Below are 26,187 nucleotides of genomic sequence, written 5' to 3'. Positions count from 1 at the left end.
GGCACCTAGTTTCCTAGGTGCCTTTTTTCTTTCACATCGCGTTTGTCTATTAACGCACAGGTTTTCCTCTTTATAACAGACAAACAAATCCTCAGTTCAAGGCGAATTAAATTTATGAAGTATTTGGTCTATGCCAGCCTGATCCTAAGCGGTGCGAGTTTTGCACAAGACGCACCTCAAAGTGCGATTAGCGCAATTAATGCAGATAAAACACTCCTTACCGATATTACACAAACTTCAGCTGGGCTTATTGCTGTAGGTAAACATGGGACGGTCATTAAAAGTATTGATGGTAGCGATTGGCAACAAGCGAAATCAGTACCTACACAAGTATTACTAACAGCGGTTGAATTTACTAATGATTCTAATGGCTGGGCATGTGGACACGACGCCACAATTATCAATACCACCGATGGTGGTGAAAACTGGCAGTTACAACAAGCAAAACCAAGCTTAGATAAACCCTGTCTAGATATTTATTTTAAAGATGACTTAAATGGCTATGCTGTTGGCGCTTACGGTATGTTTTATCAAACGAGTGATGGCGGCAAACATTGGCAAAAACGCTTTTTAGATTCGCTGTTATTTAGTGAAGATAGAGACTATTTAAATGATTTAAAACAAACCGATCCTGAGGGTTACGAAATAGAAACCGCGTCTATATTACCCCACTTTAATCGCATTGAACCGACTAGTACGGGTTTAATGCTAGTCGGTGAGATGGGCTTATTGGCAACAAGTGATGACGATGGCCGAACATGGCAACGTTTAGATGAAATTTACCCAGGTTCGTTTTTTGGTTTTGCATCAGATTCATCGCAACAAATTGTTGCAGGACTGCGCGGTAATATTTTCGTAAATAAAACCAATAGTCAGCAGTGGCAGCACTTAGACAATGATAAAACAGCTACTGTAAACAGCATCATAAATTATAACGATAAACAATGGCTATTATTGGCCAATAGTGGTGTTATTTTTCACCTTAAAGCTGATGTGCTGTCTTATGAGCAATTGGCTGATGGTAAAGCGATTCTTGATGGTGTGATTGTAAAAGATAAACTGATCATGGCAACAGAAAACGGCATTAAAGTGAAGGAGTTGACCCCTTAATGCAAGCAATTTTAGATTTTTTAGAAAAAGCGATTTTTAGACACCGCTTAGTGGTACTCATAAGTTTTGTGTTGATCACTTGTTTATTGGTTTTTAAAGCAACGCAAATTCAGCTCGACGCGTCATTTAATAAAAATATTCCACTTAACCATGAATATATGAAGGTTTACACCAAGCATGAGAAACAGTTTGGTGGCGCTAATAGTATTTTAATTTCAGTATGTGATGACAGTGGTGATATTTTTAACCCTGAATTTTTTACTCAATTAAAAGCCGTACATGATCAACTTTACTTTATTCCTGGAGTAAATCGCCCTTTAGTCAATTCGATTTTTTCACCTAGTGCGCGCTTTGTTGAAGTTGTTGAAGACGGCTTTGCTGGCGGACCTATTATTCCTGCTAACTTTAAAGCCGATAAACAGGGTTTAGGGATTGTAAAAGAGAACATTGAAAAGGCCAAAGTAGTGGGCCGTATGATAGCAAGCGATTATTCGTGTGCTATGGTAACAGCCCAATTGCTAGAGACTGATCCACAAACACAAGAAAAATTAGACACCCTCGCTTTTGCAAAAAAATTAGAAAGCGAAATTCGTGAGCCGCTCAGTACAAATGAAATTAGTATTCATATTATTGGTTTTGCAAAAATGGCAGGCGATATTGCCGAGGGTGCAAAAGGGGTTGTATTATTTTTTGCCATTGCAATTGCGTTCACTTTTGTCATGGTATGGCTATTTTGTGGCAGTTTAAAACTTACTATTTTACCGATTGTGTGTTCAATTATTGCGGTAATTTGGCAGTTAGGGCTACTTTCTAGTTTAGGCTTTGGTCTTGATCCTATGTCTATCTTAGTGCCATTTTTAGTGTTTGCTATTGGCGTAAGCCACGGTGTGCAGATGATTAACGCCATTGGTAAAAAGGTTGCTGAAGGTAAGTCTACATCAGTATGTTGTCAATCAAGCTTTAGAGCTTTACTTGTGCCTGGCGGGATTGCGCTGTTATCAGATACAGTCGGCTTTTTAACCCTTTTAACCATTGATATCGGTATTATTCGTGAACTTGCTATTACGGCGAGTTTAGGGGTGGCGGTGATTATATTTACTAATCTGATTTTGTTGCCAGTGTGGGCATCGTATATGCGCTTTGAAAACAGCATCCATATTCAATCAGGTGATGCTAATAAACCGAACATACTTGATGCAATGCGCGATTTATTAGTTAAAGCAACCTATCCAAAAACAGCAAAAATTATTATTGGTTTCACTTTGGTTTTATTTGCACTGGGCTATTGGCAAGCAGATAAAATGCGTATTGGTGATTTACATGCCGGTGCACCATCCTTGCACCAAGATGCACGTTACAACCAAGATACTTTCTTAATATCGGACAAATACACAATTTCATCTGATATTCTTAAAGTCATTGTAGAGGCTTATCCTGCAGCGTGTACCGAGCATGACGTCATGGAGCGTATATCACGCTTTCAATATAAAGTTGAAAATTTAGCCGGTGTACAATCAGCGGTCAGCCTAAGTTCAGTGGCACAGTCAGTTAATGCCGGTTATAACGAGGGCAATTTAAAATGGCAAAGTTTGCCGCGCAATTCTGCCAGTTTGGTGCAGTCAACCTCTCGCGTTGAAACCAGCACAGGGTTATTAAACGGTGATTGTTCTGTAATGCCCGTGATTATATTTTTAGATGATCACAAAGCACAAACTATTGATAACGTGATTGCAAAAGTAAAACAATTTGCTGTAGAAGAGGGCACAGATAAACTTGCTTTCAAATTGGCATCAGGCCCTGTAGGTGTAATGGCAGCAACTAACGAGTCTGTTTCAGCTGCACAAATCCCTATGATGCTCTATGTTTATGGTGCGGTGATTATTTTATGCTTACTAAGTTTTAAGAGCGTAAAAGCAACTATTGCAGTGGTATTACCTTTGTACATAGTATCAACCCTTGCACAAGCACTTATGGTACAACTTGAGATTGGTCTAACTGTTTCAACGTTACCAGTAATTGCTTTGGGTGTAGGTATTGGTGTTGATTACGGTATTTATATTTTGTCATCGATGATGGGGCAGTTAAAACAAAACGTGCCACTGAGTATTGCTTATCGTAATGCATTAGTTGAACGTGGGAGTGCGGTGTTATTTACCGGTATTACGTTAGCAATTGGTGTTAGTACGTGGATTTTTTCTGATTTGAAGTTCCAAGTTGATATGGGAATTCTGCTTACCTTCATGTTTTTAGTAAATATGTTGGGTGCAGTGTTACTTTTACCTGCAATTGGCAGCTTGCTCTGGACTGACCAGAAAAAATAAGGTGAATAAATTTGCTCCTAAATGGCCAGTAATGGCCATTTATATCTATATTTTGTGAATAGATGACCAAATAGCTGAAATGCTTAAAATGTTTTCATCGAAAAGGCTGTTTATTAGTTTTAAAAGGGTTAGAATTTAACTGACTCCACGCTAATAAATGGCTGTACAAATATTCTGCTAAACTAGCAGTGATAGATTAAGGAACATACAATGACACGAAATGAAGGCCAAGCCTCGGTTATTTTAGATAACGTCTGTAAGCTTATCCAGAAAAAAGTTCGCGCTGATAATGTGTTACTCGTTGAGAAATTCGCCAAAGCCTTGTACAGCAATATGTCTAAAGAGGATTTGGCAAATCGCAACGACAGTGACTTATATGGTGCTGCACTCAGCCTTTGGAATTCGCTAGAAAAAAATACATCAGATGACGCAGTTATTCGCGTTTTCAACCCTGAAGTGGCTAAAGATGGCTGGCAGTCATCACATACCATTGTAGAGATCATTGCTAAAGACATGCCGTTTTTAGTGGACTCTGTACGAATGGCCATGACACGAGAAAACATTGCCTCTCATTTACTTCTTCATAGCCCGCTGAAAATTCAACGTGATAAGAAAGATAAAATATCAGGGTTATCAAGCTTAAAAGCAGAGCAAGAATCAACATCAACAAAAACTGTATTCTTCATAGAAATTGACCGTCAAACAGATGCAACTGTTATTGAGTCTTTCAAAAAAGAACTTGAATCAGTACTCGTTGATGTATCGATTGCGGTTGAAGATTGGCAGCCTATTCGCGAAAAATTAATCGCGGTAAGCAAAAGCTTGCCTAAAAGCCATAAAGATAAAAGTGATAACGAAATAAATGAAACCGTTGAGTTTTTAGATTGGTTAGTGAAAGACAATTTCACATTAATGGGTTATCGCCAATATGAACTTTCACCAGTTCAGGGCGACTATCAATTAAAGGGTAAAATGGATACCAGCTTAGGGTTAATGAAAAACTCTGATGCTGAGCATACACGCTTGCTTTCTGAGTTACCTGAAGTGGCGCGCCAAGAGGCACGCAGTAGTAACCTATTAATTTTAACTAAAACTAATTCATTGTCTCGCGTTCATCGCCCAGCTTACATAGATTATGTGGGTGTAAAACGTTTTGATGACAAAGGCAATGTTATTGGTGAAGATCGTTTCATCGGTTTGTTTTCATCAAACTTTTACAACAATAGCGCTGCTGATGTACCGGTTCTTAAAAGTAAAATTAATCGTATTATGGATATGTGTGACTTCGCTAAAGGGACACATGCATACAAAGCCGTATTAAATATATTAGAAACTTACCCACGTGACGAACTGGTTCAAGCTCGAGAGAATGAGTTACTTGAAGTTGCCATGGGCGTTTTGCAGATACAAGAACGTGACATGTGTCGCTTATTTGTTCGTAAAGATGCATATGGTCGTTTTTTATCATGCATGGTTTATGTACCTCGTGAGCGTTACAACACAGCGCTTCGTCGCGAAACGCAAGCTATTTTAGCCAACGCATTTAATTCTGACGTCAAAGTCGAATTTACTACCTATTTCTCTGAGTCTACACTGGCGCGTACCCATTACACTGTTCGTGTGACCGACAACAATATTGAATTTAACGTGAAAGACATAGAAAACAACCTAATAGAAGCCGCTCGTACATGGGAAGACAAATTACAATCAGCCTTACTTGAATCTGCTGGTGAGGCCCGTGGTAATGAATTAAACCGTAAATATTGCAATGCCTTTGCACGCTCATACAAAGAAGAAGTATTACCTAGCGCTGCAGTGGTTGATATTGAAAAGCTAGAAATGCTAAGCGATGAGAACAAGTTAGAAATGTTGTTCTATCGTCCACAAGAAGAAGCAAGCAGCAATATTGTGCGTTTAAGCTTATTCCACAAAGATGAGCCAATTCATTTATCTGATGTTATGCCAATGCTTGAAAACTTTGGTCTACGTGTTGTAGGTGAAACGCCATACTCGGTTAAAACTAGTGATGGTGGCGTAAATTGGGTCATGGATTTCTCTATGCTAATTGACAGCAAAGGGATGGCTGATTTTGATAAGATCTCTGCACGTTTTCGCGCTGCATTAACCAGTGTATGGGCAAATCGATTAGAAAACGATGGCTTTAACCGTCTAGTGTTAATGGGTGGTTTAACAGGTCGTGAATCATCAATTTTACGTGCATACGCAAAGTACATGCGCCAAATTGGGGTTACTTTCTCGCAAACGTATATTGAAAGTACTTTTGCAAACTACCCGCATATTGCCGCTAAAATCGTTAACTTATTCTCTAAAAAGTTCTCTGTAAAAAGCCCTGCAAGTGCTAAAACACTTGAAAAACTAGGCTTAGAAATTTATGCAGAGTTAGAAAACGTAGCGAACCTTGATGATGATCGTATTATCCGTTTATACGTTGATATGATTGTTGCTACATTACGTACAAACTACTTCCAAAAAGATGCTGAAGGTAAATTTAAGTCTTACATCTCACTTAAAATTCAGCCAAGTTTAATTCCAGAAGTCCCACTACCTGTACCAGCGTTTGAGATATTTGTTTATTCTCCACGTGTTGAAGGTGTGCATTTACGTTTTGGTAAAGTTGCCCGTGGTGGATTGCGTTGGTCAGATCGTCGTGAAGATTTCCGTACAGAAGTACTTGGCTTAGTAAAAGCGCAACAAGTTAAAAATACCGTGATTGTACCGGTAGGTTCAAAAGGTGGATTTGTATGTAAACAACTACCTAGTGAACGTGAAGCGTTTATTAAAGAAGGCCAAGAATGTTATAAAATCTTCATTCGTGGTTTATTAGATATCACAGACAATATTGACCGTGGTGAAATTGTACCTGCTGTTGATGTTACACGCCATGATGAAGACGATGCGTACCTAGTAGTAGCAGCGGATAAAGGCACAGCAACATTCTCTGATATTGCCAATGGCATCGCAAACGAATATAACTTCTGGCTAGGTGATGCGTTTGCATCAGGTGGTTCAGTAGGTTATGACCATAAGAAGATGGGTATTACGGCTCGTGGTGCATGGGAGTCTGTAAAACGTCATTTCCGTGAAATGGATATTAACTGTCAAACCACAGACTTTACAGCAGTAGCTATCGGGGACATGGCCGGTGACGTATTTGGTAACGGTATGCTGTTATCAAAGCACATTCGCTTGCAAGTGGCGTTTAATCACTTACATATCTTTGTTGATCCAAACCCAGATGCAGCAGCTTCTTATCCAGAGCGCGAACGTTTATTTAATTTACCACGTTCATCATGGGAAGATTACAATAAAGAGCTAATTTCAAGCGGTGGTGGTATTTTCTCGCGTGCTGCTAAGTCGATTACGCTGACCCCTGAGATGAAAAAGATGTTAGGCACAAAAAAAGCCAGCATGACACCGAATGAATTGATCAAAGCATCATTAATGATGGATCATGATTTACTTTGGAATGGTGGTATAGGGACTTACATCAAACATTCTAAAGAAACGGATGCTGATGTTGGGGACCGTGCCAATGATGCGTTGCGTATCAACGGTAAAGATCTTGGTGCTAAAATATTTGGCGAAGGCGGTAACTTAGGTGCAACCCAATTAGGTCGTATTGAATTTGCAGCTCAAGGCGGTCGTGTAAATACTGACTTCATCGATAACGTGGGCGGGGTTGCGTGTTCAGATAACGAAGTAAATATTAAAATTTTACTCAATGGCTTAGTTGCTGAAGGCGACTTAACGCGTAAGCAACGTGATGAACTACTTTATTCAATGACTGATGAAGTGTCTGAATTAGTACTTAAAGATTGTTATCGTCAAACGCATACTTTATCGATTACTCAATCTAAAGGTACCTCAACGCTTAAAGAAAAAATTCGCTTTATTCATGCACTTGAAAAAGATGGCAAGTTAGACCGTGCAATTGAGTTTATTCCTACCGATGAAGAGTTGGCAGAGCGCGCCGCTGCAGGTAGAGATTTAACACGTCCTGAGCTTTCTGTATTGGTGTCTTATGCGAAAATGGTTCTTAAAGAGTCATTAGTAACCGACGAAATTACCGAAAACCCTTACTATCGCCAGTTATTGGTTAAATCATTCCCACGCCCATTACGTGAGAAGTTTAATGATGCGATGGATAATCATCCACTACGCAAAGAGATTATTGCCACTAAGTTAGCAAATAATATTGTTAATGATATGGGCTTAAACTTTATGGTGCGTATGAATGAAGAAACCGGTGCAAACGAAGCTGAAATTGCATTGTGTTACTCAATCGCAAGTGAAATTTTCCAAATGCGTGAAACATGGTTATCTATTAGTGATTTAGATAACAAAATACCATCGAACGTACAAACAGAAATGTTATACCAGTTACGTCGTACTGTTCGTCGTGCAACACGTTGGTTCCTTCGTCATCGCACCAAAGCACAATCAATTGAGCAAGCGATTGAAATCTTCTCACCTACATTTGCTGATTTAAGTGAAAACTTAACTAAATACATCGTTAAAACAGAAAGCGATCGTATTGTAAGTGCTCGTGAAGAACTAACACAAAGCGGTGTACCTGCAGATATTGCACAGCGTATTGTGTCGTTATCAAGCTTGTTCTCGGTAATGGATTTAACGCAAATTGCACAAAACTCTAATCGTAAAATCGATATGGTGTCGCACACTTACTTTAAATTAGGTGCGCAAATGGGACTACATTGGTTCTTAGATCAAATCACTAATCAACCGGTTTCTAACCATTGGCAGGCACTAGCGCGTGCATCATATCGTGAAGAGTTAGATTGGCAGCAACGCACCTTGTCAGAAGTTGTATTAAACAGCTTTGAAGGTGAAAACAGTGATGTAGATGGCCAAATTGAACAATGGATGGATAGTCAAGATCTGTTGCTTCAACGTTGGAAGCAAATGCTGACAGAGTTTAAAACATCGCAAAGTCATGATTTTGCTAAGTTCTCAGTGGCATTAAGAGAGCTTATGTTGCTTGGTCACAATTGTGATACATCAGCAAAGTAACAAACTGCTATTGATTAAAACTAATCGTTAAACAGTTTTTGTTATATAATACCTCAGCCTTGTCTGAGGTATTTTTTTGTCTACAATTTTAAGAGGATTATATTCATGTTCTACGATTTAGCTCGCCGTTTTATGTTTACCCGTGATGCGGAGTGGGCACATGATTTTGCTCTTAACAACTTACGTCGCTTTGCTAACACACCATTAAGTGCGGCATGGGCACAAAGTGTTGCTAATAAACCGGTGAACTTTTTAGGTTTGGAATTTAAAAACCCAGTAGGACTTGCTGCAGGCCTAGATAAAAACGCCGAGTGTATCGATGCCTTTGCCCAAATGGGCTTTGGTTTTGTTGAAGTGGGTACAGTAACACCGCGTCCTCAAGCGGGTAACGATAAGCCTCGTATGTTTAGATTGCCACAGTCAAATGCGATTATTAATCGTATGGGCTTTAATAATAAAGGTGTTGATAATTTAGTTAATAATGTAAAAGCAGCTAAGTACGATGGTATTTTAGGTATCAATATTGGTAAAAATAAAGATACACCAAACGAGCAGGGTAAAGATGATTATATTCACTGTATGCGTAAAGTGTTTGAGCATGCATCATACATCACTGTAAACATTTCATCGCCCAACACGCCAGGACTTCGAGACCTTCAATATGGTGCAGCATTAGATGACTTATTACAAAGCTTGAAAAACGAACAGCTTGATTTAATTGCTAAGCACAATAAACAAGTGCCTATGTTGGTGAAAATTGCGCCAGACCTAGATCAAATTCAAATTGAACAAGTGAGTGAGTCACTGTTAAATAATAAAATTGATGGTGTTATAGCCACTAATACCACCTTAGAGCGTAGCTTAGTGCAAGGTCAGCAATATGCTGATGAGGCAGGTGGTTTATCAGGATCGCCAGTTAGAGAGCGTTCAACCCATGTTGTTTCTGAACTTAAGCGTTTAACAAATAATCAGTTACCTATTATTGGTGTGGGGGGATTGATGATGCTCAATCCGCAAAAGAAAAGTTTGATGCGGGTGCAGATTTAGTTCAAGTTTATACCGGTTTCATATACAAAGGACCACAATTGGTCAAGTCGATCATTAACGACTTATAAGGATCAGTTATGTAAGCTTTTGATCGTTCGATAAATGTTCTAAAAAGACGTTTTAAAAATGGTCAAAAGCAGCTATACTCTAAGCTTATTGTCTTATTTTATTTTTTAAGTACTAAGTAGGGAGGAGCAAATGTTACAAGCGTCAAAGCAATGGCAATGGATAGCATGCGCCGAGAAAAACCGCTTGCTGCTTGATTTAAATGACGATATGCAACTTTGTACACCTTATAAGCTTAGACAGCTCACCGATTGTGCTTTTGAAAACCCGTACTTCAGCCTTGAAGATGCAGCCTTTTATGAGCAAGTTTATTATTACCTTGAGCAATTTAATTTATGGAATCCTGCCCAGTTATGCCAAATAGCGCTCAATGCAACGGCAGTTAAATTTCAATTAAAACCCGTGTTGGCAAAAAGTTGGTTTTTTAAACCGTATACTGGTAGCACACCTAGTACTGAAGCGGTTATTAATTTAAGCTCAGAATCACAGACTGGCGAGTTTTTAATTGTCGAGCATTGCCAGGAAGCCTCTGTGTGTATAAATTTAAGTGAAACCTTTGCACTAGATGACAATCTATCACTTGCCCAGTTTGAAGTTATCCGCGTTTTAAACAACCGTGTTTTCCCCCTCATTACCTCACAGTACGATAGTCAAACAGCTTAGCCTAATTTAGTCTTTGAGGCTTGTTTATGGCGTATTTGTACGCAAACCTATGTTATAATCCCGCGCAATTAGCTATTAAGGGTTTTTACTTTGCAATTTATCGCACTTACTTCTATCGGAATCGAAAATTTATTGGTTGATGAACTTACAGAACTTGGCGCTACGGTGTCAAAGCAAACTGTGGGCTCTGTTCGCTTTGAGGCTGACTCATTGCTAGCGCAAAAAGTGTGTTTATCTTCACGCTTTGCTACGCGTGTACTTATGCTTATTGAAGAAAGAGAAGGCGTAAATGACAAAGACAGCTTGTATAAATTTGCACGCTTACAACCTTGGCAAGAATGGTTTGGCCCAACGCAAACTTTTGCTGTTGATTTTAATGGCACAAACGACTCGCTTAAAAATACCCAGTTTTCTGGTTTAGTAATTAAAGATGCCATCGTTGATTACTTTAACGATTTATTTGAACAGCGACCAAATGTAGATAAGCAAGATGCCAATGTGCGAGTGGTTGCACGTTTAAATCGCCATGGCGTTTCACTGTATATTGATTACTCAGGGCCGCGCTTATCTGAACGCGGTTACCGCCAAGGCCAAGGTAAAGCACCCATAAAAGAGCATTTAGCTGCGGCAATAATAAAACGTAGTGGTTGGCTTGAAAATGTTAATCAACCGCTGTTTGATCCATGTTGTGGTGCCGGCACTATTTTAATAGAAGCGGCTGGAATGGCACGTAATGAAGCGCCTGGATTATTCCGTGAAGGATTCGCGTTTGAGCGTTTACCCAGCTTTAGAGTGGCAAAATTTAAAGAACTTAAAGAGCAGCTTACAGCGAATATCACCGACCCTAAATTATGGCTAATTGGCCATGATTACGATGCGCAAGTACTTGATAAAGCGATTGCCAATGCGCAGCGTGCTGAGCTTGATACGGTGATTAAATTTAAGCAAAGCGATGCGACAAAACTGACGAGCGTTGCAAAATTGCCGGGTGTTGTTATTTCTAACTTACCTTATGGTGAGCGTATTGGTTCTATGGCTGAACTTGTAAACCTGCATCGTAGTCTAGGTGTTGGTTTTAAAAAGCACTTTAATCATTGGAAACTCGCTCTACTGGGTATGGATGAAAGCCTGTTTAAATTGCTTAAATTAGTGAAGCAAAAACGCTATAAATTTAAAAATGGCCCCCTTGATGTTGAATTAAACCTGTATCAACTTGATGACAAGCAAGTCAGCCTTACCTCTGATGACAAGCCCGCTTTAAACTTTGAAGGTTCGATGGCATTTGCTAATCGCCTGAAAAAGAACAAGCAAGGTTTAAAAAATTGGCTTAAGCAAAACCAAGTCCATGCGTATCGTGTTTACGATGCAGATATTCCTGAATATAACGTTGCTGTTGATATTTATGGTGATTCAGCGGTTATTTTTGAATACGCAGCACCGAAAGAGATTGATGAAAAAACCTCAGAGAAGCGTTTACAAGATGTTATTAGCTTAACAGCACAACAACTTGATATTGCACCTGAAAACATTGCTGTAAAAGTACGTAAAAAGCAAAAGGGTGAAGAGCAATATACACCCATGGCCAAGCAAAATAGAACCATGGTGGTAGAAGAGTTTGGTGCTAAGTTTAAAGTTAATTTATTTGACTACTTAGACACAGGGCTATTTTTAGATCATCGCCTTGCACGTCGTTACATTCAAGAAAATGCTAAAGATAAGCGCTTTTTAAACCTGTTTGCATACACAGGAACCGCCTCAGTACATGCAGCCATTGGTGGCGCAAAAGCGATTACAACCGTTGATTTGTCTAAAACCTATTTAAAGTGGGGTCAAGATAACTTTGCGCTTAACGATATTAGCAATACGCGTTATCGTTTTGAGCAAGCAGATTGTTTAAAATGGCTAGAGTATGCACAAGGGCAGTATGACCTGATCTTTTTAGATCCGCCTACTTTTTCAAATTCTAAACGAATGAAAGACGCGTTTGATGTACAAAACGACCACATTAAGCTGTTAACTTGGGTTAAAAAAATATTGAGCCCATCGGGTACGCTAATATTCTCTAATAATAAACGCGGTTTTGTAATGGATGAAGTTGGCTTAATGGGCTTGGGGTTAAAAGCAGAAAATATCTCTGATAAAACCTTATCTCCTGACTTTAAACGCAATAAAAAAATACACAATAGCTGGTTAATTAAACATGGCTAAGTGGATTTTATATCACACCGACGGCTGCCACTTGTGCGAGCAAGCAGAGCAGCTGTTAAAACCGTTACTTTCATCAACCGATGAATTACAACTTATTGATATTATGAGCGATGACGCATTAATTTTAGAGTATCAAATAAGCATTCCGGTTTTAAAAAATCAACAAGGCCAACAATTATTTTGGCCTTTTACTGCACCTCAGGCGCAGCAGTTTTTAGCGCAAGCAGATAAGAGTAAAGATTAACTATGGATTTAATTAGAATTTCAAAAGCACAATTAGCTTACGGTACACACCCATTACTAGATAATGCAGATGCAGTAATCGAAAGTGGCGAACGTGTGTGTATTGTAGGTCGCAATGGTGCAGGTAAATCAACGCTTTTAAAAGTACTCGACGGTCAAGTAATACTTGATGATGGCGAGATAAACCAAGTTGGTAGTTTAAAAATATCGCGTTTAGAGCAAGATCCACCTAAAGGGGCAAGTGGCACTGTATTTGACTACGTTGCCCAAGGTATGCCTGAAATTGCTAACTTACTGATTGATTTTCATCATGTAAGCACACAATTGCAAACAGATTGCACTGATCAACTATTAAATAAATTAGAGCGTTTATCTAATAAATTAGAGGCGGCAGATGGCTGGCGTTTTGATAGCCGAATTCAGCTTGTACTTACTCAATTAGAGCTAACTCCTGATGCGAAACTTAAGTCGCTTTCTGGCGGTTGGTTACGTAAAGTTGCATTAGCGCGTGCTTTAGTGAGTGAGCCTGATTTATTACTGCTCGATGAGCCTACTAACCACTTGGATATGACAAGTGTAATGTGGTTAGAGCAATTCCTAAAAGAATTTAAAGGCGGTATTGTATTTATATCGCATGACCGTGCATTTATTCGAGCTGTTGCTACACGTATTTTAGATTTAGATCGCGGTAAGCTAATTTCTTATCCTGGTGATTATGCCACTTACTTAGAACAAAAAGCGCATGATTTAAAAGTAGAAGAAACACAAAATGCATTGTTTGATAAACGCTTAGCGGAAGAAGAAGCATGGATCCGCCAAGGTGTTAAAGCCCGTCGAACCCGTAATGAAGGCCGTGTGCGTGAGCTGAAACAATTACGTAATGAACGTAAACAACGTGTGGAACAAGTAGGTAAAACTGATTTCAATATCGAAACAGCTGATCGTTCAGGTAAACTAGTATTTGAGGCTAAACACTTAAATCATGCATTTAAAGAAAAAGTGATAGCTGATGATTTCTCTACTTTAGTGATGCGTGGCGATCGTATTGGTTTGGTGGGGCCTAATGGTATTGGTAAAACAACGCTATTAAAATTGTTGTTTGGTGATTTAAAAGCAGACAGTGGTGAAATCAAGCAAGGTGTTAACTTAGAGTTTGCATATTTCGATCAGTACCGTGAGAAGCTTGATGAAGAAGCGACCGTTCAAGATAACGTTGCTGAAGGTAAGCAAGAAGTGATGATGGGCGGACGCTCACGTCACGTGTTAGGCTATTTACAAGACTTTTTATTTCCGCCAGCACGTGCTCGTACACCGGTAAAAGCACTTTCAGGTGGTGAGAAAAACAGGTTGTTATTAGCCAAGTTATTTTTGAAACCTTCAAATATATTAGTGCTCGATGAGCCTACCAATGACTTAGATATAGAAACATTAGAACTCCTTGAAGATATCATTAATCAATATCAAGGTACGGTGTTGATAGTAAGCCACGACCGAGAGTTTATTGATAATACCTGTTCGAGTGTTTGGGCATTTGAAGGTAACGGCAAAGTCACTGATATTGTTGGTGGCTACAGTGATTATGAAGCTTATACCAACTATTTGGCGGAGCAGCACAAAGAGTTGCAAAAGCAGCCAGTCAAAAAAGTTGAAAAAACAGAGCCAACGCCAGTTAAAAGCAATAACAAAGCAAATAAACTCTCTTACAAATTAAAACTTGAACTAGAGCAACTACCTAATAAAATGGAGCAACTTGAAGCTGAGCTTGAAAAACAACAAGAACGAGTAAGTCACGAAGACTTTTTCAAGCAAGACAGTGATATAACAGCCAAGGAATTGAACCATTTAGCCCAACTTGAGTCTGACCTTGAAGCCGCTTTTGAGCGTTGGGAAGAACTTGAAGAATTAAAGAATCAGTAGTAAGGAATAAAATGAAATATAAATTACTCGCGGCCAGTGTTTTAGCCACACTGAGTACATCAGCATTGAGTGCAACGTACCAGTTAACCGAATTAGGTGACTTTGAAGCTGCAAAACATACATATGTTACTGATGTGAGCGAAAGTGGCCATGTCATTGGCGTTGCTAATGGCTTATACAACCTCCCTATTGATATTAGTTATATTGATTTTACAGAAAGTTCAATCAATAGTGCTTACGACGCGGAAGTGACAAGGTTTAAAGAAATTGATAAAGAAATAACCTTTACGCTTGATGACATAGAAAATAACGATGCGATTTACACTAATGCTGATGCGCATACTTTTATGGTTCGTTATTTATCAAACTTGTCATCTAACTTTGAGTATCAAAAAATCAGTTCAATTATTGCTACAAATTATAATAGTGGTGTAATAACAGAGCAGCCTTTATTTGATATCGCTTCTGTTGATTACGATGGCCTGACCCGCTCGACAAGTAATTTTTATAATGGCGTTGCAGAAGACGGAACGACTGTTGGCTGGGGCAGTGCTCCTTTTGATAAAGTGAGTTTTACACCAGATGGTGAAACAGAGGAAGAAACGTGGTTTACTCGTGACTTCATAGAACGTGGGATTTTGATATCTGCAGATGGTGTTGAAGTGCCGTTTGTTCCAGAATTTACTGAACACGGTGGGACTAGTAAAGCATCTGATATTGTTGCCACTGACACAGGTTACATTGTTGTTGGTAATGTATCGGTCAGTATTCCTGCTGAGAGACAAACCACAATTACTGATAATTGTGATGGCCTTGATGAGCCGGTAATGGTCTGTATTGAATCACTTAACAGTCGAAGTACGCGTGGTGTATTCAATAAAACAGCGGTTAAATGGACTCTAGATAGTGCCTATAATGTGACTTCAACAGAGCTGTTGGGTTTAGCGCTTACTCCAGAAGAAGATGAGGACACTAATCCTTTTATTAGTAATGCATTAGCAGTTAATAAAAATGATGTAGCGGTCGGTTTTTCGAACACTCGTTATTTTGACAGAGATTCGACTATTTTAACTATGCCAACTTATTTTAAAGACGGTGAAGTGGTTGATTTTATAAACCAGCAAGATGATTGGCAAGCTGGTAAAGCATTCGCTATCAATGATAATGACATTGTGGTTGGTTACGCTTCAAAAGGTATTGAAGGTAGTTTAATTGCCAAGTTCTTCCATCATGATATAAATACTAATACGACCGTATTTCCTGAAGATTATTTCACTAGCTCAAACTCATACGCGAATGACATTAATAACCAAGGTTATATCGTTGGTGAGGGTGAGGTTGGTGATACAACCAGCACAAGACGCTCAGAAGCCTTTATTTATAAAATTGGCGATGACAAAATCACAAATTTAAATAGTTTACTACCTTGTTTTGACAGTGATGGTGAGACTAGTTTTAGTTATAAAATGGTAGAAGCGAAATCAATCAACGAAAACAATGAAGTATTTGGTGTAGCAACTAAAACGGTTGAAAAGTTAAATTCACGAGGCGAAGTTGTAACTGATATTAATGGCAATATTCAATATGAAAGTGTTGCTGTTGCGGTAAAACTTTCACCGATTGCTAACGGTGAAGTTGAAAACTGTAAAGCCCCAGATACAGAGTTTTATGAACGTAGCTCAGCCAGTTTCTCATGGTTTGGTTTGCTACTACTGCCTTTAGTTGGATTAAGACGCGTTTTTCGTTTCTAGGTAATGCTATTCGTTTATAAAAAACCAACTTGTTAAGTTGGTTTTTTTGTCTATATTAAGGTAAAGAGCAGCCCTTTATGGAGAAGTAGGCGCTAATTATTTCTCGATGTCCAAGCTCGCCTCACTGAGCGGCGCCAAATCAAGTCAATACCAAAATAGCCAATAACACTGGCAATAGATGCACACACAAGCGAACCCACTAAAAAAGCGGGGCCAATTGTCGTTAAACTTTCTATAAACCATGGCCAACTTGCTTCAAACGCAAAATGTTGCTCAGGTTGATTTAGCACTAATGTACCAACCAAGTACGAGCCGTAAAAGATAGGTGGCATTGTAAGTGGGTTAGTGATCCACACTAAAGCAACTGATATAGGCAAATTAACTCTTAAGATTATGGCTGCGGCAGCGGCAAGCACCATTTGAAAAGGAACAGGGATGAATGCAAAGAAAAGTCCAACGGCAAAAGCACCGCGTGCTGAACGTCGATTTAAATGCCAAAGGTTAGCATCATGCAAAAGACGACCAAATATTTTTAGTGATTTGTGATGTCTAATTTTATTTGGATCAGGTAAAAACCGTTGGATCGTTTTTTTAGCCATTTAAAGCAACCATTTACGTCTGTGTGGATGAGTCTTGGATTTGTTGTCGGTGTTGTTATTACCGTGTTTTATTATCAAACCCTTGAATTTACAATTATCACAATTTCAATCCTCATTGTGAGCACGTATTTTAAGCCGTTTTTAACTGTATTGTTAGGCTTTATTTGCGGTATTTGCTGTGTAGCAGCACATTTTATTTTGTTTTATTCATTTGAGTTACCTGAACAGCACAAAAAATATGCTTATTCAGTCGATGTTGTGGTAGAAGAGGTTATTTCTACTACACCTCCCCAATATGCAAAAGTTAAAATAACGCGTTTGGAAGACAGTGAATATAGTCACTTTAGAGCACCTTATGCCTTATTAAGTATCAATTTTGCACAACCAATTCATTCTGGTGATGCTTTTAATGCTCAAGTGAGACTTAAAAACTATAGATCCATTAAGAATTTTACTGTTTTTGATAATCAGCTTTATGCTTTTACACAAAAGATAGCGTTTAAAGGTACAGTGCTCAATAAACAGCTTAATATTAAAAGCTCTCAAAAAAGTAATGCCGTTTCAGCCTATAGAGTTTATGTCAAAAAGTTGGTAAATAATGCTGAGCTTAATTGGCTCTATTATACGTTGTTAACTGGCGATAAGTCTTTAATGACATTCGAGCATAAAGCGTTAATGCAGAGTCTTGGGTTAAGTCATTTATTAGCCATTTCTGGGTTACATATCTCTCTAGTGTTTGGTTTTGTTATTTTGTCACACGGTTTTGTCTTAAGTTGGTTAAACCTGAACTAAATCAAGCATTAAATGTTTCTATTGTTTATAGCGCTGTTGGTTTTGTTGCAGCTTTTATTTATGTTTACTTAAGTAATTTTATCATTTCTTCAACCCGCGCTTTAATTATGTTGGGCTGTTATTTGCTACTTTATTATTTGGCAAAGCAGTCATTGAGGTGGCGCAGTATTTTATTCGCACTGGTCATTATTTTAGCGATTAACCCATTTAGTGTATTAAACCCAGGGCTTTACTTTTCGTTTTTAGCAGTATGTATTATTTTTATTGTTTTAAAGCAATTTCCGCTTCGGGGTAACTCATTACTAGCCAACATACGAACATTATTTAGTATTCAACTGGGGTTATTTATTGGCTTATTACCCTTGTCATTATACTTTTTTAATGGCGTGAGTTTAGCGGGTTTAGTTTTAAATCTTGTCGCTATTCCCATTTTATCTTTTGTATTAATGCCTGCTTTATTTTTAAGTGTGTTGCTGGGATTATTAACCGATTGGTACGCATTTATCGTATTATATGATTTTCCATTGGCCTATCTTTACCAAATGCTGCAGGCAATACCTCAGCAGGTACGTTGGCTTAATGTGGGACAGATAAGTATGACCACCGTGGTGGCGCTTTATAGTGTTGTTCCTTTGCTTTATTTTATTGAGCTTCGCTTACTGGCCTGCATTCCGATTTTGACTTTTCTTTTTAACCTTTACTCTACGCAAACCAGCCTTTGGCGGCTGAATGTATTTGATGTGGGCCATGGTTTAATGGTACTGATAGAAAAAGACAAACACGCGTTTATTTATGACTTTGGGCCAAGTTACTTTAATCGCTTTAGCCGTGTCACTAGTGTTTTACTCCCCTATATTGATGCCCATAATCTAATGGTAAGTACCGCGATTGTGAGTCATCAAGATAGCGACCATGCTGGAGGCGTTGCACATTTTAAAAAAGCGGGTTATGCAACGAGCTTTGAGTATTTTCATCCAAGTCGTGTATATAACGATTGCATAGCAACAACGATAGACTTTCAAGGTTTGAGTATTCAAACCTTTGCTAAAGAGGAGTTTAATAACAGTAATGATAATTCCTGTGTCGTTAAAATCTCAAGTGCAAACCATAGTGTGCTTCTCACTGGTGATATATCAAAGGCGAGGGAGTCTAAATTAATTAAACAAGGGCATGATTTACAAAGTACCGTTTTGTTAAGTCCTCATCACGGCAGTGATAGCTCTTCCAGTGTCGAGTTTATAAAGGCCGTAAACCCAACATTTGTGATTCATTCAAGTGCTTATCAAGGCCAGTGGCAATTTCCAAGTAAAGCGGTAGTTAAGCGTTACAATAAAATAAACGCCAAACAATATAGCACCGGTGATGTGGGGCACATTCGGGTTGATTTTTATGCTAAACACCTAGAGCTGAGTACCGCAAGAGGGGCGGAAAGTTATTGGTTTATCAAAGATTGACGTTTTGTTTTGCTGTTGCTAAGGATACAATAGGGGCTGTTACTGGTTTTAGAGAGTGTTATGGAACAAAGTACTACACAAATATATAAACGGCTTGTTTCTTACGTTGGTGCTTATAAGTCGATCGCCATCGTTGCGATTATTGGAATGATAGGTTACTCAGGTATGGATGCATTATTCATTCAACTTATGAAGCCGTTTATCGATGAAGGTTTAAATGAGCGTAACAGTCAGGTACTAACTTATGCGCCATTTGTGGTTATTGCGCTGGTTATCGGGCGTGGCGTATTTAACTTTATGTCATCGTACTGTTTAAGCTATGTTGGCTCACAAGTAGTGCGTGCGCTTCGCCAAGAGCTGTTTGAGCATATATTACACTTACCGGTATCGTTTCATGATAAAAATTCGACGGGCGATCTTATTTCAAAAATTACCTTTGATACTGAGCAAGTTCAACAAGCAATTACCAAAGCTTTGCTTATTGTTGTGCGGGAAGGTGCTTTTGTGGTGTTTTTACTTGCTGTGATGTTTTATACCAGTTGGCAGTTGTCGTTAATCTTTTTAGTTATTATCCCGTTGGTAGCTATCATAGTAGCCGTGGTATCTAAACGTTTTCGTCATATCTCGAAAAATATCCAGTCAGCGATGGGACAAGTTACCCGTAGTTCAGAGCAAATGCTCAGTGGTCACAAAGTGATCCATGGCTTTGGCGGGCAAACACAAGAAATTGATCAATTTTCTAAAATTAATAATCATAACCGCCAACAACGAATTAAAATGGATGCGACCAAGGCGCTAAGTGTCTCTATTATTCAAATTTTGGCTGCCAGTGCTATGGCTGTTATTTTATGGGTTGTGTCGATGCCCTCTATGATAGACAGTATTAGCTCTGGGGATTTTGTAGTACTCATTTCATCAATGATGATGTTACTGCGTCCACTAAAACAACTTGCCAATGTAAACAGTGACTTACAGCGAGGTATTTCAGCTGCTCAGAGTGTTTTTTTAGTGCTAGATGAAGAAATTGAAAAAGACACGGGTACCTTACCAATTGATAAGGTAAAAGGGCATATTGAGGTGAAAAACGTCACCTTTAAATACCCAACCAAGGATGAAGCCGTGCTTAACGATTTATCACTGAGCATTAAAGCCGGTGAGAGTATTGCACTTGTTGGCCGCTCTGGCTCGGGCAAATCGACTATTTCTAATTTGTTACCTCGTTATTATGACTTAGAAGCGCCAAGTGAAATTTTACTCGACGGTGTTGCACTTAACGAATACAAGCTTACTGATTTACGTCGCCAATTTGCGTTAGTATCGCAACAAGTGGTGCTATTTAATGACACTATTGCCAATAATATTTGTTATGGTTTACAACGTGAAGTTTCTATCGAAGAGCTTCACGGCGTTGCGAAGCAAGCTCATGTGTGGGAGTTTGTAAAAGACTTACCAGAGCAACTTAATACTATGGTTGGCGAGAACGGGGTAATGCTTTCAGGGGGTCAACGCCAACGTATTGCGATTGCTCGTGCTATTTTAAAAGATGCACCTATTTTAATTTTAGATGAAGCAACCTCGGCCTTGGATACTGAGTCTGAAAAGCTTATTCAACACGCCCTTGATACATTAATGAAAGATAAAACCTCTATTGTTATCGCCCATAGGCTATCGACTATTGAAAATAGTGACCGTATCTATGTGATTGATAACGGTAAAGTGATAGAAAGTGGCACGCATACTCAATTACTGGCTAACGATGGTACCTACTCAGCTCTTTGTAAAATGCAGTTTGGTGAGCAGGGGTGAGTAAAATAGAGCAAAGCTGGTACAAACCTTTTAGCTTAATTACCTTATTGCTACTACCACTGTCCGCTATCTTTGGCTGTGTTTCTTTGCTGCGTAAATATTGCTATAAGTTCGGCATTCTTAAATCGTTTATCAGCAAAACACCGGTTATTGTGGTTGGTAATATAAGCGTTGGCGGTAATGGTAAAACCCCATTTGTATTATGGCTGCATGAACACTTAACAGCCCAAGGTTTATCCGTTGGTTTAATTAGTCGCGGCTATGGCGGGCAAGCAGCTCAATACCCATTATTAGTGACTGCCAATACGACGACTTTAGAGGCTGGTGATGAGCCGGTACTTTTATTTAACCGTTTACAATGTCCGTTAGTTGTGGGGCCAAATAGACAGCACAATATAGAAATGCTTAATCAACATTTCAAGCTTGATGTGATTATTTCAGATGATGGCATGCAGCATTACAAAATGGCACGCAGTATAGAATGTTGTATTGTAGATAGCGAAAGAAAATTTGGTAATGGCTTTTTAATGCCAGCAGGACCACTTCGTGAAACCACCTCTCGTTTAAACAGTGTAGATTTAGTGATTGAAAATGGCTCTGAGCATGAATTTAGTTATCGCTTACAACCATCAGTTATTAAACGTGTTGCTGATAATACTGAGATTACAACGGCTATAAAATCAGCGCATGCGGTGAGTGCAATCGGCAACCCACAACGTTTTGAAGCATCATTAAAAGCGCATGGTATAGAATTGTTATCAACACATCACTTTCGCGATCATTATGCTTACAGCGCTGATGACTTTGCTCAATTTGGTGATGACTGTATATTAATGACAGAAAAAGATGCGGTTAAGTGCCGTGATTTTGCAAAACCGAATTGGTATTATTTGCCAGTTGACGCTCAGCCAACTGCAGCAGTAATAAACACATTGAATTTATTATTAAAAGAAAAAGGGATCCATCATGGCCTTTGACACTAAGTTACTCGAAATTATTGCTTGCCCTGTTTGCAAAGGTAAGTTGCGCTTTGATAAAGAAAACCAAGAGCTGATCAGCACTGCAGCAAAACTAGCTTATCCTGTACGCGATGATATTCCGGTATTGCTTGAAAATGAAGCTCGTGAATTGTCTCTTGAAGAGGTAGAAAAGTGGAATTCGTAGTTGTTATCCCTGCGCGTTACGCTTCAACTCGTTTGCCAGGTAAACCGCTCGCTGATATTTGTGGCAAACCAATGATACAGCATGTGTATGAAAAGGCCTGTTTGTCAGGAGCTAGCAAGGTGGTTATTGCCACCGATCATCAAAAAGTGTTTGATGTTGCTAAACGTTTTACGAGTAACGTTTTGATGACACGTGAAGATCATCAATCAGGCACAGAGCGCTTAGCCGAGGTGGTGGATTTACTTAATTTAGCTGATGACACTATCGTGGTAAATGTACAAGGTGATGAACCTTTGTTATCCCCTGATAACGTATCGCAAGTGGCGACATTATTAGCGCAATCAACTGCACCAATGGCAACCTTAAGTGTTGCTATTGAAGAGCGTGATGAAGTGTTTAATCCTAATGCGGTTAAAGTGGTCAGTGACATTAATAAAAATGCCTTGTACTTTTCAAGAGCGAGTATTCCTTTTGATAGGAGTACCATGATGGCAGAGCAGCAACCACTGAATTTAGCGCCTTTTCAACGTCACGTGGGTATTTATGCTTACCGTGCAGGATTTATAAAGCAATATATTGAATTAAGTGTTTCACCATTAGAACTACTTGAATCGTTAGAGCAGTTACGCGTGCTATACCATGGTTATGCAATTAAAATAGAGCAAGCATTAGTTACACCTCATGCAGGAGTCGACACACCAGAAGATTTAGCTAAAGTGGTTGCCCATATTCAAAGTAAAAGCGCGTGAACACAACACAAACGCCTGTATTGAAAGTGCAATATACGCATGATGATTTTTACATCATAAATAAACCACAAGGGCTCAATTTTCACTCTGAAGAGGGCCCCGGTTTTGTGGTAATAGCTGAGCAACAGTTAAACGAAAAATTATTTGCAGTACACCGTTTAGATAAAGTCACCTCTGGGTTGATTATACTCGCGCGAAGCAAAGCGGCAGCAGCTGAATTTACGCAATTATTTACCCAGCATGCGATTAATAAGTTTTATCTGGCGGTTAGTGATACCAAGCCTAAAAAAAGCAAGGCTGGGTTAAAGGTGATATGGCTAAGTCTCGCCGTGGCACGTATAAATTATTAAACTCACAGAGTAACCCCGCTATTACACGTTTTTATTCGTTTAGCTTTAAAAGCGGTTTTAGAGCTTATCTATTAAAACCCTATTCGGGAAAAACTCATCAGCTTAGGGTGGCATTAAAGAGTTTGGGTGCCCCCATAATGGGTGATGCGAGTTATGCAGGGAGTCCAGCAGAGCGTACCTATTTACATGCATTTGCGCTGGATTTTAATTGGAAAGCGCAAAAAATACAACATACCCTGTTGCCACAATCTGGTGAAGAGTATGCGCAATTAATAAAACATCAAGATTTTGATTCTTGGCAAACGCCGTGGAAATTGGATTGGTAAATGAGTGAACAAGTAACTGATATCCGCTTTGGTGGTATTAAACGACTATATGGTCAACAGCAATTTGAGTGGTTACAGCAAGCACATTTTTGTGTTGTGGGTATTGGTGGTGTAGGCAGTTGGACTGCTGAAGCACTAGCGCGTACCGGTGTGGGTAAAATCACCTTAATTGATTTAGATGATATTTGTGCAACCAATGTCAATCGTCAAATTCATGCCTTAACAGGCACAATAGGGGAAGCTAAAGTAGATGCTATGAAGACGCGCTGCGAGCTTATCAACCCTGAGTGTGTGGTGAATGTGATTGATGACTTTATTACCCTTGATAATATTCAAGAACATATTCAAGGTTTTGATTATGTAATAGATTGTATAGATGCGGTAAAAGAAAAAGCAGCATTAATCGCACACTGTAAGCGTAATAAACTACCTATAATCACCACGGGCGGTGCAGGTGGGCAAACCGATCCGAGTCAAATTACTTTTGGTGATGTGGCAAAAACGACTCAAGATCCATTGCTTGCAAAAGTACGTTATATCTTGCGTAAGCAATATAATTTTAGTTCTAACCCAAAACGTAAATTTAATATTGACTGTGTTTATTCAACAGAGCAGCTTGTTTATCCAGGTAACGATGGCAGTGTGTGTTATGCGAAACACAATGCAGATGGCAGTATGAATATGGACTGTAATAATGGCTTTGGCTCAGTGACGATGATCACTGGAAGTTTTGGCTTCTTTGTTGCCGCTAAAGCAGTGAGAAAATATTTAGATAAGCGTGCACGTTTAAATATTTAACTACAGGCTGCTTATTATACTGTTATAAAAAGCGCTTAACGCGCTTTTTGTTTAGCTAAGGTTTGTATTTTTTCCACCATGGCTTTTACCCCATTGCCGCGAGAAGCGCTTAAGTGGCTAATTAAGCCAAGCTTTTCAAATTCTTCATAGGCATTAATGTTTAACACTTCTTCTGGTGTTAAACCGTTATACAGAGCTAAAATTAACGCCAATAAGCCTTTTACTATGCGCGTATCAGAATCACCAATCACAACCAACGCATTTTCGGTTAGGTCAAATTCAACAAACATCCACACTTTACTTTCACAGCCTTGCACGAGCGCATCGTCGGTTTTTAATATATCGGCAAGTGGCGGGAGTGTTTTGCCAAGTAACATAATTTCACGGTATTTCTGTTGCCAGCTTGCACTGTTTTCAATGTTTTTACTTACCAGTTGGTATGTGTGAGTCATTATATATCCAAATTAGTCTAATAAAGCGATGCATTCTTTAAGCGCAGTAATAAATTGGTCTACATCTTTAGTCGTATTATAAAATGCAAAACTCGCTCTGAGTGAGCCATTTAGTTTTAAATGGGTCATTAATGGTTGGGTACAATGATGACCACTTCGTACTGCAATACCATAGCCGTCAAGTAAAGTTGCCAGATCATACGGATGCTCATTTTTATAATTAAAGCACAGTGTACCAATGTTCGATTTTAGGTCGCTATAGATACTAATACCGTCTATTTGATTCAGTGCGTTCGCTGCATAAATAAACAACTGTTGTTCATAGTGCTTTAATGTTTGCTGATCAAGTGCCATTAAATACTCAAGCGCCGCACCAAAGCCTAAAACACCGGCTATATTTGGCGTCCCAGCTTCAAACTTAGCGGGAGCGTCACGATAAGTGCTTTGCGTTAGGGTCACTTTTTCAATCATTTCACCGCCTGTTTGGTAAGGCGATAATGCATTAAGTGCGCTGTAGCGGCCATATAAACCGCCTAATCCTGTTGGCCCCAACATTTTGTGAGCTGAAAACACGTAAAAATCACAATCAAGCTTGATTAAATTAGGTCTTAAATGCAGAGCGCCTTGAGCGCCATCGACTAAAGTTAACGCATCTACTGCCTTCGCAGCGGTTATCAGCGGAGTTAAATCGGTAATATTGCCCAGCGCATTAGAGGCTTGTGTAATAGCTAGCAGCGCAGGCTTGGTGAGTTTAATCACGTCACAGCACTGGCTAATATCAAAGGTGGCATCGTCATTGAGTGGCAGCACTTTTAACGATGCACCTGTGTATGCCGCGAGTTCTTGCCATGGCACAATATTCGCGTGGTGTTCGATTGGGCTAATTAAAATGGTGTCGTCAGTTGTTAATGTATTTCTTAGGCCATGTGCAATTAAGTTAATCGCCTCAGTAGCGCCTTTTGTCCAGACAATTTCATTACCGCTTACCTGAAAATAATCAGCAACGCGTTGACGTACTAGCTCATAAGCCGTTGTAGCTTGCTCACTAAGGGTGTGACGGCCGCGATGAACATTTGCATTCTGATTGGTGTAAAACTTGTTAGTAGCGTCAATCACGCATTGTGGCTTTTGCGTTGTTGCAGCCGAGTCTAAATAAACCAAAGGGTAGCCATTGATTGTCTGATTTAGAGTAGGGAAATCATTACGGATTGTTTTAGGATCAAACAAGGACACAGACATAGGCTCATAAAGTTAATTAATTCGGGCAAGAATTGTAATCGGTTTAAGATAATTCTCAAGTAACATGTAATAAAAAAGGC

At 39.1% G+C, this 26,187-nt stretch carries 16 protein-coding genes and 3 pseudogenes; 16 read left to right on the top strand and 3 right to left on the bottom strand.

Going from position 1 to position 26,187, the window contains the following annotated elements; genetic code table 11:
- The first annotated feature begins 114 nt into the window (after window positions 1-114).
- From AB8618_RS08195 to AB8618_RS08155, 9 genes and pseudogenes are all read left to right on the top strand, one after another.
- Window positions 115-1,110, top strand: a complete 996-nt coding sequence (locus AB8618_RS08195) for a WD40/YVTN/BNR-like repeat-containing protein (protein ID WP_413402177.1) — start codon at window positions 115-117, stop codon at window positions 1,108-1,110.
- Window positions 1,110-3,431 carry an efflux RND transporter permease subunit gene (locus tag AB8618_RS08190; RefSeq protein WP_413402175.1) on the top strand — a complete coding sequence of 774 codons (2,322 nt, stop codon included), beginning with the start codon at window positions 1,110-1,112 and terminating at the stop codon, window positions 3,429-3,431. The genes AB8618_RS08195 and AB8618_RS08190 overlap by 1 nt, the downstream gene beginning before the upstream one ends.
- A gap of 210 nt (window positions 3,432-3,641) precedes the next feature.
- A complete protein-coding gene (locus tag AB8618_RS08185) occupies window positions 3,642-8,483 on the top strand; it encodes an NAD-glutamate dehydrogenase (protein WP_413402173.1) in 4,842 nt (1,613 codons plus the stop codon).
- A gap of 105 nt (window positions 8,484-8,588) precedes the next feature.
- Window positions 8,589-9,598 (top strand): annotated as a pseudogene (gene pyrD / locus AB8618_RS08180) (quinone-dependent dihydroorotate dehydrogenase).
- 130 nt (window positions 9,599-9,728) lie between these two features.
- Window positions 9,729-10,259 carry a cell division protein ZapC gene (locus tag AB8618_RS08175; protein WP_413402169.1) on the top strand — a complete coding sequence of 177 codons (531 nt, stop codon included), beginning with the start codon at window positions 9,729-9,731 and terminating at the stop codon, window positions 10,257-10,259.
- Between the two features lie 90 nt (window positions 10,260-10,349).
- Window positions 10,350-12,467: a bifunctional 23S rRNA (guanine(2069)-N(7))-methyltransferase RlmK/23S rRNA (guanine(2445)-N(2))-methyltransferase RlmL gene (gene rlmKL, locus AB8618_RS08170; protein WP_413402167.1), complete on the top strand. Its 2,118-nt coding sequence runs from the start codon at window positions 10,350-10,352 to the stop codon at window positions 12,465-12,467.
- A complete protein-coding gene (locus AB8618_RS08165) occupies window positions 12,460-12,711 on the top strand; it encodes a glutaredoxin family protein (RefSeq protein WP_413402165.1) in 252 nt (83 codons plus the stop codon). Before rlmKL ends, AB8618_RS08165 begins: the two co-directional genes overlap by 8 nt.
- 2 nt (window positions 12,712-12,713) lie before the next feature.
- Window positions 12,714-14,627 (top strand): ABC transporter ATP-binding protein, encoded by a 1,914-nt coding sequence (locus tag AB8618_RS08160; protein WP_413402163.1) that lies wholly within the window; start codon window positions 12,714-12,716, stop codon window positions 14,625-14,627.
- 11 nt (window positions 14,628-14,638) lie between these two features.
- Window positions 14,639-16,378, top strand: a complete 1,740-nt coding sequence (locus AB8618_RS08155) for a DUF3466 family protein (RefSeq protein WP_413402161.1) — start codon at window positions 14,639-14,641, stop codon at window positions 16,376-16,378.
- 92 nt (window positions 16,379-16,470) lie between these two features.
- On the opposite strand, the gene AB8618_RS08150 is transcribed toward AB8618_RS08155, so the two are convergent.
- Window positions 16,471-16,977 (bottom strand): DUF2062 domain-containing protein, encoded by a 507-nt coding sequence (locus AB8618_RS08150; RefSeq protein ID WP_413402159.1) that lies wholly within the window; start codon window positions 16,975-16,977, stop codon window positions 16,471-16,473.
- Window positions 16,978-17,004: 27 nt separating this feature from the next.
- Between AB8618_RS08150 and AB8618_RS08145 the strand changes: the two are divergent.
- From AB8618_RS08145 to tcdA, 7 genes and pseudogenes are all read left to right on the top strand, one after another.
- A pseudogene (locus AB8618_RS08145) lies at window positions 17,005-19,223 on the top strand (DNA internalization-related competence protein ComEC/Rec2).
- A 60-nt stretch (window positions 19,224-19,283) separates the two neighbouring features.
- Window positions 19,284-21,029, top strand: coding sequence for a lipid A export permease/ATP-binding protein MsbA (gene msbA / locus AB8618_RS08140; protein ID WP_413402155.1), 1,746 nt, complete (start codon window positions 19,284-19,286; stop codon window positions 21,027-21,029).
- The gene (gene lpxK / locus AB8618_RS08135; protein WP_413402153.1) at window positions 21,026-22,006 is read left to right on the top strand and encodes a tetraacyldisaccharide 4'-kinase; all 981 of its coding nucleotides are present in this window, start codon (window positions 21,026-21,028) and stop codon (window positions 22,004-22,006) included. Before msbA ends, lpxK begins: the two co-directional genes overlap by 4 nt.
- Complete coding sequence (locus tag AB8618_RS08130; protein WP_008112074.1) at window positions 21,996-22,193, top strand: Trm112 family protein; 198 nt, start codon at window positions 21,996-21,998, stop codon at window positions 22,191-22,193. Before lpxK ends, AB8618_RS08130 begins: the two co-directional genes overlap by 11 nt.
- Window positions 22,181-22,942 carry a 3-deoxy-manno-octulosonate cytidylyltransferase gene (gene kdsB / locus AB8618_RS08125; protein WP_413402151.1) on the top strand — a complete coding sequence of 254 codons (762 nt, stop codon included), beginning with the start codon at window positions 22,181-22,183 and terminating at the stop codon, window positions 22,940-22,942. The genes AB8618_RS08130 and kdsB overlap by 13 nt, the downstream gene beginning before the upstream one ends.
- Window positions 22,939-23,618: pseudogene (locus AB8618_RS08120) on the top strand (TIGR01621 family pseudouridine synthase). Before kdsB ends, AB8618_RS08120 begins: the two are co-directional and overlap by 4 nt.
- A complete protein-coding gene (gene tcdA, locus AB8618_RS08115; RefSeq protein WP_413402147.1) occupies window positions 23,619-24,416 on the top strand; it encodes a tRNA cyclic N6-threonylcarbamoyladenosine(37) synthase TcdA in 798 nt (265 codons plus the stop codon).
- A 35-nt stretch (window positions 24,417-24,451) separates the two neighbouring features.
- On the opposite strand, the gene AB8618_RS08110 is transcribed toward tcdA, so the two are convergent.
- Window positions 24,452-24,868, bottom strand: a complete 417-nt coding sequence (locus AB8618_RS08110; RefSeq protein ID WP_178956134.1) for a SufE family protein — start codon at window positions 24,866-24,868, stop codon at window positions 24,452-24,454.
- A gap of 12 nt (window positions 24,869-24,880) precedes the next feature.
- Window positions 24,881-26,107 carry an aminotransferase class V-fold PLP-dependent enzyme gene (locus AB8618_RS08105; protein ID WP_409425529.1) on the bottom strand — a complete coding sequence of 409 codons (1,227 nt, stop codon included), beginning with the start codon at window positions 26,105-26,107 and terminating at the stop codon, window positions 24,881-24,883.
- Window positions 26,108-26,187: the final 80 nt, after the last annotated feature.

Origin of the sequence: Pseudoalteromonas sp. RW-H-Ap-1, from assembly GCF_048318575.1 — a bacterium.
Lineage (GTDB): Bacteria > Pseudomonadota > Gammaproteobacteria > Enterobacterales > Alteromonadaceae > Pseudoalteromonas.
This window is presented reverse-complemented; position numbering and strand designations above follow the sequence as displayed.

Coding starts and splice junctions, on each gene's coding strand:
- AB8618_RS08195 (WP_413402177.1), top strand. CDS start 115: ATGAAGTATTTGGTCTATGCCAGCCTGATCCTAAGCGGTGCGAGTTTT.
- AB8618_RS08190 (WP_413402175.1), top strand. CDS start 1,110: ATGCAAGCAATTTTAGATTTTTTAGAAAAAGCGATTTTTAGACACCGC.
- AB8618_RS08185 (WP_413402173.1), top strand. CDS start 3,642: ATGACACGAAATGAAGGCCAAGCCTCGGTTATTTTAGATAACGTCTGT.
- AB8618_RS08175 (WP_413402169.1), top strand. CDS start 9,729: ATGTTACAAGCGTCAAAGCAATGGCAATGGATAGCATGCGCCGAGAAA.
- AB8618_RS08165 (WP_413402165.1), top strand. CDS start 12,460: ATGGCTAAGTGGATTTTATATCACACCGACGGCTGCCACTTGTGCGAG.
- AB8618_RS08160 (WP_413402163.1), top strand. CDS start 12,714: ATGGATTTAATTAGAATTTCAAAAGCACAATTAGCTTACGGTACACAC.
- AB8618_RS08155 (WP_413402161.1), top strand. CDS start 14,639: ATGAAATATAAATTACTCGCGGCCAGTGTTTTAGCCACACTGAGTACA.
- AB8618_RS08150 (WP_413402159.1), bottom strand. CDS start 16,977: ATGGCTAAAAAAACGATCCAACGGTTTTTACCTGATCCAAATAAAATT.
- msbA (WP_413402155.1), top strand. CDS start 19,284: ATGGAACAAAGTACTACACAAATATATAAACGGCTTGTTTCTTACGTT.
- AB8618_RS08130 (WP_008112074.1), top strand. CDS start 21,996: ATGGCCTTTGACACTAAGTTACTCGAAATTATTGCTTGCCCTGTTTGC.
- tcdA (WP_413402147.1), top strand. CDS start 23,619: ATGAGTGAACAAGTAACTGATATCCGCTTTGGTGGTATTAAACGACTA.
- AB8618_RS08110 (WP_178956134.1), bottom strand. CDS start 24,868: ATGACTCACACATACCAACTGGTAAGTAAAAACATTGAAAACAGTGCA.
- AB8618_RS08105 (WP_409425529.1), bottom strand. CDS start 26,107: ATGTCTGTGTCCTTGTTTGATCCTAAAACAATCCGTAATGATTTCCCT.